Origin of the sequence: Ochrobactrum sp. SSR (genome assembly GCF_030067775.1) — a bacterium.
GTDB classification, from domain to species: domain Bacteria; phylum Pseudomonadota; class Alphaproteobacteria; order Rhizobiales; family Rhizobiaceae; genus Brucella; species Brucella teleogrylli.
Window position 1 is genome coordinate 1,649,865 of sequence record NZ_CP125969.1, and the last position, 12,573, is coordinate 1,662,437.

The window sequence follows — 12,573 nt, forward strand, 5'->3', positions numbered from 1 at the left end:
AACCGCAACATAGGCGAAAGATGATGGCACGCAACCGGTTGACCGAAGACGAACTGAAACAGGCGTTGGCCGAACTGGATGGCTGGCAGAAGTTGGAGGATCGCGAGGCGATCACCAAGAGCTTCAAGTTCAAGGATTTCAGCGCTGCCTTCGGCTTCATGACACGGGCGGCACTTTATGCCGAAAAACTCGACCATCATCCAGAATGGTTCAACGTTTATAATCGCGTTGATGTCACGCTTGCGACCCATAGCGAAAATGGCGTTACCGAGCTGGACATCAAGATGGCGCGCAAGATGAACGCGATAGCTGTGCCTTAGAGCCTGAATCAAAACGCGGCATGTGTGTGCGAAAATGGTGATTTTCGAGTACCGGAGCGGAGCGTACTCAAGGTACGTGAGCACCGGCATGTAGAAAATTGCCATTTGCAGCCACACAGGGCGACTTTTGGAACAGGCTCTTAAACCTTTGAAATATAAACCATAATATTCTTCTTCTGGTAAGTGAAGCTGCCGTCGCGGTTTCGGCACGAATAGGGCAGCGCTTTGGTCAGATCGACGCGATCGCCCCAGTTCTGGCCGAGCGCGCCGCCATTGATGCTGCGGATAAAGACATCGCCGACTGCAATGGCCGAATGGAAAATATGCCCGGCCCGGACATCGTAGAAGCCGATGGCGCGGCCATAGGTAATGGCGGAATAGCCGTTCCATTGCTCTCCGGCACGGAAATTCAGCAGCGGAATCCAGTTCTGCCCGGAGGTTCCGCGCAAGGTATGCTCCGAAATGCCCGCCCCCAGAAGAAAGCGCATATAGGCCGTCGCGTCGTAGCAAACATTGTCTTTCACATCGACATTGATGTGGTCGCTCAAATCCTGCGCCGATGCGAGCTGGTTTCCGCGATAGAACTGACTTGTCCGGTCAGCACGGACAAAGTTCTCTCCATAGCCGGTAAGATGCATGAACAGTCTCCATTCAATCAGATCAACAAGCTGACCCAGCCCAAAACTGACCTTGGGCTGGCCGGACCTATATTCCTTTGATTTGGCATGGCCGTTGTAGCTGATGGTTCTTGCAGGATGCTCCCTGCCCTGAACGAGCAAAAACTTGAAAACCGGGTCGATTGCCCCCATTTTCGGTCGTGTCATTTTCGGCTCTGTTCACGCCGACATCTGACTGACAGGAGTTTGCACGACGATGGATAGCGTCAAAATTGGTGAAATCCTTGAACCCGGCAGCGAAAGCGATTTCAAGAAACGCAGCGAACGGGTGAAGCAAGGTTTCTGGAAGGCCGCGCGCCGCGCCGGTCGCATGGTGCCCTTCATGGATGAAGTGGTGGCCGCCTATTATTGCGCGCTCGACCAGAACACGCCGACACGCGTGCGTATGACCCTGATGGCGGCGCTCGCCTATTTCGTGCTGCCCTTCGACATTATCCCCGACATGCTGGTCGGCATCGGCTTTACCGACGACGTCGCCGTGCTGATGGCGGCGCTCACCGCCGTGCGCACGCATATTACGCCCGCGCATCGGCTCGCGGCGCGTCAGGCGTTGGAAGAAGGTAAGGGAGTAAGGGAGTAAGGGAGTAAGGGAGTAAGGGAGTAAGGGAGTAAGGGAGTAAGGGAGTAAGGGAGTAAGGGAGTAAGGGAGTAAGGATGCTCGCTTAATTGTGAAGTAAAACAATTCCCTATTCCCTTATTCCCCTACTCCCTTATTTTCCAAACGCATGTCTTTATCCCAAAACCGGTTCCCACTTTTGGGAGACATGCTTTCCGTCATATTCCAGCCGCTTTCTTTGCATTGAAGTTGAGCGCGGGATGGCTACCAGCCCTTGCTCGTTCAAGTTTTCTTTCAAAACTTCACCGTTTGGTAACCCAGATTAAGGCACTTTAATCGGCAACTGAGCGGGGCGGCGTGTTGAACGGCGGCATCCCGATATTCGAGTTTGAAGCAAACGAAAGAGAACCGGTAAAAGACCATGCTTGGAAAATCGATCGTCGCGGCTTCGGTGTTTACGATTGCAATGGCGGGCTCGGCCCTCGCCCAGACACCGACCCAGATTAAACAGTTCGACGCCTGGGGCGCCTATAGCTACAAGGCTGGCAACGGCAAGGTTTGCTATGTCCTCTCCGTTCCGACTGTGAAGGCTCCCGCCTCGGTCGATCACGGTGACAATTTCTTCCTGATCAGCCAGAAGCCGGGCCAGAACATCTCGTTCGAGCCGCAGTTCATGGCCGGTTACGATCTGAACCCCAATGCCAAGGTTACCGTCAGCGTCGGCAGCAACCGCTTCACCATGTTCGTGAACGGCAAGTCGGGCTGGATGGAAAACGCCGCCGAAGAGCCGAAGCTCATCGCAGCCATGAAGTCCGGTCAGGATCTCAAGGTCGAGGCGCAGTCGAAGCGCGGCACCAAGACCAATTACACCTATTCGCTGAAGGGTGTTTCGGCAGCGCTTGCCGCGATCCAGAACTGCAAGTAAGCGACATTTCGTCGGATACGGACTGCTTTTTCAAAGCCGGAGCCTGTGCTCCGGCTTTTTTCTTCGTGCCTGTTCCGGCAATTCTGCATAACAGCCGGGATGATCGAACGGGATGACGGACGCCTTATTCTATGCTAAGAGCGCGCGAAACAAGGCTCGCATATGCAGATGACAGAGCCCATATATCCTCGCAATAAGGGCAATCGGGCCCAAATTGATCGGCGCGCGACATCGCGGTCGCCCCTTAACAGTTGAAAACAGATGTCTATTTCGTTCGATCTTACCATTGATGATACGCGCGACCAGCTGGCCCGCCATGTGCGCGCCAATCTGGACGCAAAGCCGTCGCTCATCGGCATGTCGCGCGAGGAAATGGCCGAAGCGCTCGTCAAGGCTGGCGTGCCGGAACGTCAGGTGAAGATGCGCATCAGCCAGCTCTGGCACTGGCTCTATGTGCGCGGCGTTTCCGATTTCGCCGATATGCGCAATATTTCCAAGGATTTGCGCGCCATGCTGGCGCAGCATTTCACCATTGCGCGCCCGGAAGTGGTCGAAGAGCAGATTTCGCAGGACGGCACCCGCAAGTGGCTGTTCCGATTTCCGCCGCGGGGCGCTGGCCGCCCGGTCGAGATCGAAAGCGTCTATATTCCCGAAGAAGGTCGCGGCACGCTGTGCGTTTCCAGCCAGGTCGGCTGCACGCTGACCTGCTCGTTTTGCCATACTGGCACGCAGAAGCTGGTGCGCAATCTAACTTCGGAAGAAATTCTGGCGCAGCTTCTGACCGCCCGCGACCGGCTCGGCGATTTCCCGGACAAGGACACGCCCGACGGTGCCATGGTGCCCGCCGAAGGCCGCAAGATCACCAATATCGTGATGATGGGCATGGGCGAGCCGCTCTATAATTTCGAGGAAGTGAAGAAGGCTCTCATTATCGCCTCGGATGGTGATGGCCTGTCGCTTTCCAAGCGTCGCATCACGCTTTCGACCTCCGGCGTGGTGCCTGAAATCTACCGCACCGGCGATGAAATCGGCGTGATGCTGGCGATTTCGCTCCATGCCGTGCGCGACGAGTTGCGCGACATCCTGGTGCCGATCAACAAGAAATATCCGCTGGAGCAGCTCATCAAGGCTTGCCGCGAATATCCCGGCCTGTCGAATGCCAAGCGCATCACATTCGAATATGTGATGCTGAAGGACATCAACGACAGCCTGGAAGATGCCAAGCTTCTGGTGAAGCTGTTGCAGGGCATTCCGGCCAAGATCAATCTCATTCCGTTCAATCCATGGCCCGGCACCAACTATCAGTGCTCGGACTGGGAACAGATCGAGCGCTTTGCCGATTACGTCAATGCAGCCGGTTATGCCTCGCCGATCCGCACGCCGCGTGGTCGCGACATTCTCGCCGCCTGCGGTCAGTTGAAGTCGGAATCGGAACGCATGCGCAAGAGCGAACGCCTTGCGCTGGAAGCCATGATGATCGCCGGACACGGCGAATAAACGGGGCGAATAACCCGATAAAGCGAGCGCGCATGAACGATACATTCGACTACATAATGCGCTTCGTCGTTATTCTTTTTGGCTATTGCTGCGGCTTGCTGGCAACCGGTTGGTTTCTGGCGGCAATCCTGTTTCGCAGCATCGGCGTTGATGCGCTGATGGACGATTTCGCGATGATGGCCGGGGCAGGCAATACGGAAGCCGCCAGCCTTTGGGCCACAACCAGCTTCTGGAGCAGCGTTTTCGTCGGCGGTTTCATCGTGGCCATGCTGGCAGGCGGCATCAGCTTCCTGCCAGCGGCCATCGTCATTCTGCTTGCCGAAGCACGCGGTTATCGCTCGTCGGTGTTTTATTGCGTTGTGGGCGCCATCATCGGCCTAGGAGCCGCGGGAACCGCTATTCCGTTTCGCGGATCGGACGACTGGCCGGAAATGCCGCTCTGGATTGCAGCCTTCGTCGGTGCGGGCATTGTCGGCGGCTTCATCTACTGGCTGATTGCAGGCCGCAATGCCGGACGGCTTTCCGACCGCCCGGCTGGGTAGATATCAGGTTATTTCGCCTGCGCGGTGATGATTTTCAGGGCGAAAGCCGAAAACACGCCCGCAAACAACCAATCCACAATGCGCGTGACCGTCGGGTTCTTCTTCAGGAGGCCCGCAAACCGGTCGGCTGCGACCACCATCGGAATGGTGAAGGGCAGCGCCAGCGGGATGAAGGACAGGCCGAGAAAGAACAATTTGCCCATTGCATGCGGGTCCGTTACGGAAACGAACTGCGGCAGGAAGGTCATGTTGAACAGAATGATCTTCGGGTTGAGCAGATTGATGCCAAGCCCGGTTGCCCAGTTCTGAACCAGCGTATGTTTCTTACCGCCGTTCTTTTCCGGCGAAAACGCCGAACCCTTGCGGATTGCCTGTACGGCGAGCCAGACGAGATAGCCCGCACCCACAACCTTCAGCACGGTGAAGGCAGCTGGAGACGCGATAATCAGTGCCGAAAGCCCCAGCGCCACCATGGTGGTGTGGATGACGATGCCGGTGCTTGCGCCAGCCATGCAGGCGAAACCGGCTGCCTTGCCTTCAGACAAGGCCCGTCCGACGAACAGCGTCATATCCGGGCCGGGTGTGATGGAAAGAATGGCGGTTGCAATCGCGAACTGGACGAAAATGGTCCATTCGGGAATGAAGGTCAGGTTTGTCAGGAACGACATGCGAAAAGCTCCGAAAATTCGCGGCAAGCTAACGCGAATCAAATCTCGCCGCTACTGGATTCTCGGGTCTTTTCGATAAGTCGCAGCCATCCGGCTTGCACGTCGCCTAGCAACTGATAAAAGGACAGCAACATCCAATTCCCAAGCCCTGCGGATGCTCTCCCCGAGCGGACAATGGGTCATCCATCGTATCGGAAGTTGACTATGAGCAAGTGGAAAGACGTTAAGAAAGTCGTGCTCGCCTATTCGGGCGGTCTCGACACCTCGATCATCCTGAAATGGCTTCAGACGGAACTCGGCGCGGAAGTCGTGACTTTCACCGCTGATCTGGGTCAGGGCGAAGAACTTGAACCGGCACGCAAGAAAGCGGAAATGCTGGGCATCAAGGAAATCTTCATTGAGGACGTGCGCGAAGAATTCGTGCGCGATTTCGTTTTCCCGATGTTCCGCGCCAATGCCGTCTATGAAGGCGTTTATCTGCTCGGCACGTCGATTGCCCGTCCGCTGATTTCCAAGCATCTCATCGAGATCGCCAAGAAGACCGGCGCAGACGCCATTGCGCATGGCGCAACGGGCAAGGGCAACGATCAGGTTCGCTTCGAGCTTTCCGCTTATGCGCTGAACCCGGACATCAAGATCATCGCTCCATGGCGCGACTGGTCGTTCAAGAGCCGCACGCATCTGCTCGAATTCGCTGAACAACACCAGATTCCGGTTGCCAAGGACAAGAAGGGCGAAGCGCCGTTCTCCGTCGACGCCAACCTGCTGCACTCCTCGTCCGAGGGCAAGGTTCTGGAAGATCCAGCACTCGAAGCACCCGAATATGTGCATATGCGCACCATTTCGCCGGAAGCAGCACCCGACAAGGCAACGATCATCAAGATCGGCTTTGAAAAGGGCGACGCCGTTTCGATCAATGGCCAGCGTCTTTCGCCTGCAACGCTGCTTGCCAAGCTAAACGAATATGGCCGCGACAACGGCATCGGTCGTCTCGACCTCGTGGAAAACCGCTTCGTCGGCATGAAGTCGCGCGGCGTCTACGAAACGCCCGGCGGCACGATCCTGCTGGCGGCCCACCGCGCCATCGAATCGATCACGCTCGACCGTGGCGCTGCTCACCTCAAGGACGAGCTGATGCCGCGCTATGCGGAGCTGATCTATTACGGCTTCTGGTTCTCGCCGGAGCGCGAAATGCTTCAGGCCGCAATCGATCTCAGCCAGAAGAACGTCGAAGGCGAAGTCACCCTCAAGCTCTACAAGGGCAATGTGATGGTGATCGGTCGCGAGTCGGACAAGTCGCTTTATTCCGACAAGCTCGTGACCTTCGAAGACGATCAGGGCGCTTACGACCAGAAAGACGCAGCAGGCTTCATCAAGCTCAACGCGCTGCGGTTGCGTACGCTGGCTGCCCGTGACCGCCGTTAGGTATTGATCTTCAGGCTCTGCTGGCCTGCAAATGGCAGTTTTCTGCGCTTCCGGTGCTCACGTACCTTTAAGTACGCTGCGCGCCGGTTCTCGAGGCCCACCATTTTCGGCTCACCGCGCCAGAATCTCAACGGCCTAAGGTCTACCGTTTTGGAAACGCCCTTCTCATCGGAGGGCGTTTTTCTTTGTCCTGAATTTTCTTGTTCCTTGAAGAATCCGACGCGCCCACAGGGATCGAACGTTTCCCTGCTTGACTCTTTTCAGAGTCGATTCAATACTAGAACAAATAGAGAACAATGACGGTTCCTGTCTCCGGAACCGCGCCAACAAACACAGACAGATTACAGGATTTTTGACGTGAGCGGCATCGACATCGCGACGTTGCGGCGCATGGTTACCGCCATTGAAGGCAACGATCCGCAAGGAAATTTTGCTGGCGATACAGCTGCCGGTTTCGGGCGCGAAAACAGTTTCGCGCTGGGCCACGCGGCGGCGGACGCGGCCTTTCCGCATGGGCTTGCTGGCGATGCCTTGCATGAGGTTTTCGCGGAAAATCCCGGTGCGCATATGGCGGCGACCGGCTTTGCGCTCGCCATGGCATTGCGCGCCACACAAAAGCAGCGACCGATCATCTGGATCGAGGAGGAAACGGCGACAAGCGAATATGGCGGGCTCTACCCGCCGGGGCTGCATGCTTTCGGCATCGCCCCGCACCGGTTGCTGATCGTGCGCTGTCCGAATGCGCAGGATGTGCTGAAGGCGGCCAATGATGTGCTGGAAGCAGGAACCGGCGGCAAGGCTTCGCATCTCGTCTCCGGCATCGTTGCCTCGATAACCGGCCAGCCGAAATGCCTCGACCTGACACCCTCACGTCGCCTGCTGCTGGCAGCGGAGACAGCGCAACTGCCGGTCATCCTGCTTCGAAGTCATCGCACCGGCGTGCAAAGCGCTGCCGTCAGCCGATGGCGTGTCGCGCCTGCGCCTTCTCGCTCCAGCGGGGCCAATGCGCCGGGAAAACCGGCCTTTCTGGCCATTCTGGAGCGCAACCGTCATGGCACATGCGGCCAGTGGATCATGGAATGGAACAATGAAACCCTTGAATTCGGCATCAGAGAACGGGAAGGAAGCGGCAGCGTCGGCATCCACCATGGCGTTCATGGCGCTGTGGTTTCCGTTCCTGCCGACGGACAGGCTGCACCGCGCCGGGCGATCTGATGCATCCTCCGGGCAAGCGTCCGACGCACTGCCGCTTGTCATTACCGAGCGCACCGCCAATGCGCTTCGGTTGACGGCCATCGACGTCAAGGCCGCCAAGCTCGGGCTTTATCCCGGCATGGCGCTGACCGATGCGCGGGCGCGTGTGGAAAGGCTTGATGTCGCCAATGCCGCGCCGGAGCGCGATGCCGCCCTGCTCAACAAAATGGCCCATTGGTGCGAACGCTATACGCCACTTGTCGCCTTCGATCCGCCGCACGGGCTGATGCTGGACATTACCGGCTGCGCGCATCTGTTCGGCGGACTGGTCGCCATGCATGCCGATGTGATCCAGCGCATCGAGCGCGCTGGTCTGCACGTGCGGGCAGCCATTACCGATAACAGTTTTGCGGCGCGGCTTCTCGCCCGTGGCACCAGAGGCGGCGTATTCGACAAGGCGCAGGCCGATGCCGTGTTGCCGCGCCTGCCGCTTTCCGCGCTTGAACTGGCCGATGCCGCTGAAACCGGCCTCAAGCGCGCGGGCCTGAAACGCATCGGCGATGTGATGGCGCTGCCGCGTGCAGCACTCACCGCGCGCTTTGGTCCCGATCTCGCCACCCGTCTCGGTCGCCTGACACGGCAGGAGCGCGCGCCCATCTCGCCGCTACGCATGGTGCCGCTCGCAACGGCAGAGCGCCGCCAGTCCGAGCCTCTGACCGCCATGGAACTGGTGGAGCGCATCTTGCAGGAATTGGCGCAGGAGCTGTTCGCCCGGCTTGAGATGGAAGGCAAAGGCGCGCTTTTGATCGAAGCATCCTTCTTCCGGGTCGATGGCGAGATACGCCATATCCGCATTGAAACCGGCCAGCCTCTGCGCGATGACAGGGTTTTTCTGCGTCTTGCGCGTGAAAGGCTTAATGCCCTCACCGATCCGCTGGATGCCGGTTTCGGTTTTGACATGATCAGGCTTGCCGCCTTGCGCAGTGCTGCGGTCACACAACGCCAGACCGGGCTGGACCAGCATGAGGAAGATGATGCCGGCTTCAGCCAGCTGATCGACCGTCTCTCGGCGCGTCTGGGGCCGGACCGCGTGCTGGTGCCTTTCGCACGCGATACGCATATGCCGGAGCGCGCTTTTGGCCTGCGCCCTGCCCTGCATGGCAGCCGCGCAAACCAGACCGGTTATGAAAGCAGCCCAACGCTGGCTGGTGACCCGCCAGCGCGCCCCATAAAACTGTTTCGCCCGCCGCAGCTGATCGAAAGCGTGGCGGAAGTGCCGGACAGCCCACCCTCATTCTTCCTGTGGCGACGGGTCCGCCATCATATTCGCCTTGCCGAAGGACCAGAGCGGATCGAACCGGAATGGTGGCTTTCTCTCGGTCATGACGTACCGGAACTGCGCGATTATTACCGGGTGGAAGATGTGAACGGCCAGCGTTTCTGGATTTTCCGCGAAGGTCTTTATGACGGCGCCAATCATCCGCGCTGGTTCCTGCATGGGTTGTTTGCCTGATGCCCCACATCGAGAAAAAACCCGCTTATTATGAAATGGCTGTCGCCAGCAATTTTTCGTTCCTGTGCGGTGCGTCGCACCCGCAGGAACTGGTGCTGCAAGCTCGCGATCTTGGCCTTTCCGGCATCGGCATTGCCGACCGCAACACGCTGGCCGGTGTGGTGCGGGCACATGCCGCCTGGAAGGATTTTCGCGACAAAAGCAATTTCCGGCTGTTCATCGGCTGCCGCTTGTCCTTCATCGACGGCACGCCGGATATGGTCGTCTATCCGCGTGACCGACCTGCCTATGGGCAATTATGCCGCCTTCTGACCGAAGGCAAAAGGCGCGCCGCCATCAAGGGTGAATGCCATCTGCTCTGGGCCGATCTGCTGTTTCGCGCCCGGCAGTTTCAAATCGCCGTCATGCCCCCGGAAGAGGATGACCCTGCCTTTCCGGCGCGTCTGTCGGAAATCGCCACGGCGGCACAAGGCTGCATCTGGCTGGCGCTTGCCATGCCACATCAGGGGCATGATGGACGCCGGGCCGAACGCATCGCCCGCTTTGCAGCCGATGCCGGTGTGCCGCTTCTCGCCACCAATGACGTACTCTATCACCACCCCAACCGCCGCGCGCTTCAGGATGTGCTGACGGCAACCCGCCATCACAGCACGGTTTTTGCCGCCGGGCGGCTGCTGGAGAAAAACGCCGAGCGCCATCTGAAACCAGCGCAGGAAATGGTGCGGCTGTTCCGCCAATATCCGCAGGCGATTGCCGCGACCGCCGATTTCATCGCGCCCATCACCTTCCAGCTCGACGAGTTGAAATATGATTATCCCGACGAGCCCGTGCCACCGGGAAAGACACCGCAACAGCATCTGCACGACCTTACCTGGGAGGGCGCTGCCAAGTTCTACGGATTGGGTAGCATACCGGAAAAGGTGCAGGCGCTGATCCACAAGGAACTGGCGCTGATCGAAAAGCTGCAATATGCGGCCTATTTCCTGACCGTCCATGACATTGTGCGCTATGCCCGCTCAAAAGAAATTTTGTGTCAGGGGCGCGGTTCGGCGGCCAATTCCGTCGTCTGCTTCTGTCTTGGCATAACCGGCGTGGACCCAACCGAAGTGGACCTGCTGTTCGAGCGCTTTATCTCTGCCGAGCGCCAGGAACCGCCGGATATCGACGTCGATTTCGAGCATGAGCGGCGCGAGCAGGTGATGCAATATGTGTATGAACGCTACACCACCGACCGTGCGGCGATTGTCGCGACTGTCATCAGCTATCGATCCCGCAGCGCGATCCGCGATGTCGGCAAGGCGCTGGGCCTGACGGAAGATGTGACGGCAGCCCTTGCCAATACGGTCTGGGGCATATCCGGCGGCGGCATCGACAAGCAGCATATTCGCCAGGCGGGTCTCGACCCCGACAATCCGGTCATCCGGCGCGCAGTGGAACTGGCCATTGAGCTGATCGGCTTTCCCCGTCATCTGTCGCAGCATGTGGGGGGCTTTGTGCTCACACGCGACCGTCTGGACGAGACCGTGCCCATCGGCCCGGCGGCCATGGAAGACCGCTATTTCATCGAATGGGACAAGGATGACATCGATGAAGTGGGGCTGATGAAAGTGGATGTGCTGTCACTCGGCATGCTCACCTGCATTCGCAAGGCTTTCGACCTCATTCATCAGCACAAGCCGCAGCTTTATGGCGGTCAAAAGCAGACCCTCGCCACCCTGCCGCGCAAAGACAAGGCCGTCTACGACATGCTTTGCAAGGGGGATTCGCTCGGCGTGTTTCAGGTGGAAAGCCGCGCTCAGATGAACATGCTGCCGCGTCTGCAACCGCAGGAGTTTTACGATCTGGTCATTCAGGTCGCTATCGTGCGTCCCGGCCCGATTCAGGGCGATATGGTGCATCCTTATCTGAGACGAAGAAGCGGACAGGAGCCCAACATCTTGCCGTCACCAGCCCCCGAACACGGCCCACCGGACGAGTTGCAACAGATATTGGACAAGACCAAAGGCGTGCCGCTATTTCAGGAACAGGCGATGCGCATTGCCATCGAAGCGGCAAAGTTCACGCCCGACGAAGCCAACCAGCTTCGCCGCGCCATGGCGACTTTCCGCAAGATGGGCACCATCCACACCATGGAGAAAAAGATGATCGACGGCATGGTCAATCGCGGCTACGACCGGAGCTTTGCCGAGAATTGTTTCAACCAGATCAAGGGCTTCGGTGAATATGGCTTCCCCGAAAGCCATGCGGCCAGCTTTGCGCATCTGGTCTATATTTCCGCGTGGATCAAGCATCATCACCCGGAAGTCTTTGCCGCCGCCCTGCTCAATTCGCAGCCGATGGGCTTTTATGCGCCAGCGCAGATCGTGCGTGACGCGCGCGAACATGACGTGACGGTCCTGCCCGTCGATGTGAATTTCAGTGCGTGGGATAATCTTCTGGAAGACATTCCCGGTCCGCGCCCTGCTGTGCGGCTCGGCTTTCGCCAGATCGACGGTTTTTCAAAACGTGACACCGAACTACTGCTTGCCGACCGGCATGAGCCTTATCGCACCATCGAGGACATGCATCGCCGTCTGCGCCTCGACCGGCGCGCCTTCACCGCGCTGGCCGATGCCGATGCTTTCGGCTCGCTCGATATCGACCGCCGCGCAGCACTTTGGGCCGTGCGCCGCCTGCCCAATGACGAAACCCTGCCGCTGTTCCGGGCCGCCGCCACCAGCGAACTGGCGGAAGAGCCGCGCACGAAGCTGCCCGAAATGGCGGCATCCGAACATGTCATTGCCGATTACGAGACGACCCGGCTTTCGCTGAAAGGGCATCCGCTGCAATATTTGCGCGAAGGGCTGGCGGCAGAAGGTGTCTCCACCTGTCGCGCCGTGCAGGAGGGTGCCGATGGTCGCCGGATGAAAGTGGCGGGCGTCGTGACTGTGCGCCAGCGCCCCGGCAGCGCGAAGGGTGTTGTGTTTCTCACCATCGAGGATGAGACCGGCATTGCCAATATCGTTGTCTGGCCGAAAATCATGAAAGCGTTTCGCCGTGAGGTGATGGGCGCACGCCTGATCCGCATCGAAGGCCGCATCCAGCGCAGCCCGGAGGGTGTGGTGCATCTGGTGGCGGCCAGGATCGAAGACCGCTCCAGCGCCCTGATGGATCTGAGCGGGCGCGAGGCGCAACGCCTCGTCGCGCCGTCACAAATGGCGCATCACCCGAGAAATGTGCGGATCATGCCGAAGTCGCGAGACTTCCATTGAGAATT

General features: G+C 58.7%; 11 protein-coding genes. 9 read left to right on the top strand and 2 right to left on the bottom strand.

Features of this window, described 5'->3' with window-relative positions; translation table 11 throughout:
* Nucleotides 1-23 precede the first annotated feature (23 nt).
* Nucleotides 24-320 carry a 4a-hydroxytetrahydrobiopterin dehydratase gene (locus QLQ11_RS07790; RefSeq protein ID WP_109368123.1) on the top strand — a complete coding sequence of 99 codons (297 nt, stop codon included), beginning with the start codon at nucleotides 24-26 and terminating at the stop codon, nucleotides 318-320.
* A gap of 140 nt (nucleotides 321-460) precedes the next feature.
* Here QLQ11_RS07790 and QLQ11_RS07795 read toward each other — a convergent pair whose 3' ends face one another.
* Nucleotides 461-1,144, bottom strand: coding sequence for a hypothetical protein (locus QLQ11_RS07795; protein WP_235858898.1), 684 nt, complete (start codon nucleotides 1,142-1,144; stop codon nucleotides 461-463).
* A 49-nt stretch (nucleotides 1,145-1,193) separates the two neighbouring features.
* On the opposite strand from QLQ11_RS07795, the gene QLQ11_RS07800 reads away from it, so the two are divergent.
* The 4 genes from QLQ11_RS07800 to QLQ11_RS07815 all read left to right on the top strand — a co-directional run bounded on the left by QLQ11_RS07800 (nucleotide 1,194) and on the right by QLQ11_RS07815 (nucleotide 4,517).
* A complete protein-coding gene (locus tag QLQ11_RS07800) occupies nucleotides 1,194-1,577 on the top strand; it encodes a YkvA family protein (protein WP_109368122.1) in 384 nt (127 codons plus the stop codon).
* A 397-nt stretch (nucleotides 1,578-1,974) separates the two neighbouring features.
* A complete protein-coding gene (locus QLQ11_RS07805; RefSeq protein ID WP_113533733.1) occupies nucleotides 1,975-2,478 on the top strand; it encodes an invasion associated locus B family protein in 504 nt (167 codons plus the stop codon).
* Nucleotides 2,479-2,739: 261 nt separating this feature from the next.
* Nucleotides 2,740-3,975 (top strand): 23S rRNA (adenine(2503)-C(2))-methyltransferase RlmN, encoded by a 1,236-nt coding sequence (rlmN, locus tag QLQ11_RS07810; protein WP_121537042.1) that lies wholly within the window; start codon nucleotides 2,740-2,742, stop codon nucleotides 3,973-3,975.
* Between the two features lie 32 nt (nucleotides 3,976-4,007).
* Complete coding sequence (locus QLQ11_RS07815) at nucleotides 4,008-4,517, top strand: hypothetical protein (RefSeq protein ID WP_121537040.1); 510 nt, start codon at nucleotides 4,008-4,010, stop codon at nucleotides 4,515-4,517.
* 8 nt (nucleotides 4,518-4,525) lie between these two features.
* On the opposite strand, the gene QLQ11_RS07820 is transcribed toward QLQ11_RS07815, so the two are convergent.
* Complete coding sequence (locus QLQ11_RS07820; RefSeq protein WP_109368120.1) at nucleotides 4,526-5,185, bottom strand: LysE family translocator; 660 nt, start codon at nucleotides 5,183-5,185, stop codon at nucleotides 4,526-4,528.
* 204 nt (nucleotides 5,186-5,389) lie between these two features.
* Here QLQ11_RS07820 and QLQ11_RS07825 point away from each other — a divergent pair, with 204 nt between their 5' ends.
* The 4 genes from QLQ11_RS07825 to QLQ11_RS07840 all read left to right on the top strand — a co-directional run bounded on the left by QLQ11_RS07825 (nucleotide 5,390) and on the right by QLQ11_RS07840 (nucleotide 12,568).
* Complete coding sequence (locus tag QLQ11_RS07825; RefSeq protein ID WP_109368119.1) at nucleotides 5,390-6,610, top strand: argininosuccinate synthase; 1,221 nt, start codon at nucleotides 5,390-5,392, stop codon at nucleotides 6,608-6,610.
* Nucleotides 6,611-6,967: 357 nt separating this feature from the next.
* Nucleotides 6,968-7,825 carry an ImuA family protein gene (locus QLQ11_RS07830; RefSeq protein WP_109368118.1) on the top strand — a complete coding sequence of 286 codons (858 nt, stop codon included), beginning with the start codon at nucleotides 6,968-6,970 and terminating at the stop codon, nucleotides 7,823-7,825.
* A gap of 40 nt (nucleotides 7,826-7,865) precedes the next feature.
* Nucleotides 7,866-9,317, top strand: coding sequence for a DNA polymerase Y family protein (locus QLQ11_RS07835; protein WP_109370138.1), 1,452 nt, complete (start codon nucleotides 7,866-7,868; stop codon nucleotides 9,315-9,317).
* Nucleotides 9,317-12,568 carry an error-prone DNA polymerase gene (locus QLQ11_RS07840; protein WP_109368117.1) on the top strand — a complete coding sequence of 1,084 codons (3,252 nt, stop codon included), beginning with the start codon at nucleotides 9,317-9,319 and terminating at the stop codon, nucleotides 12,566-12,568. The genes QLQ11_RS07835 and QLQ11_RS07840 overlap by 1 nt, the downstream gene beginning before the upstream one ends.
* Nucleotides 12,569-12,573: the final 5 nt, after the last annotated feature.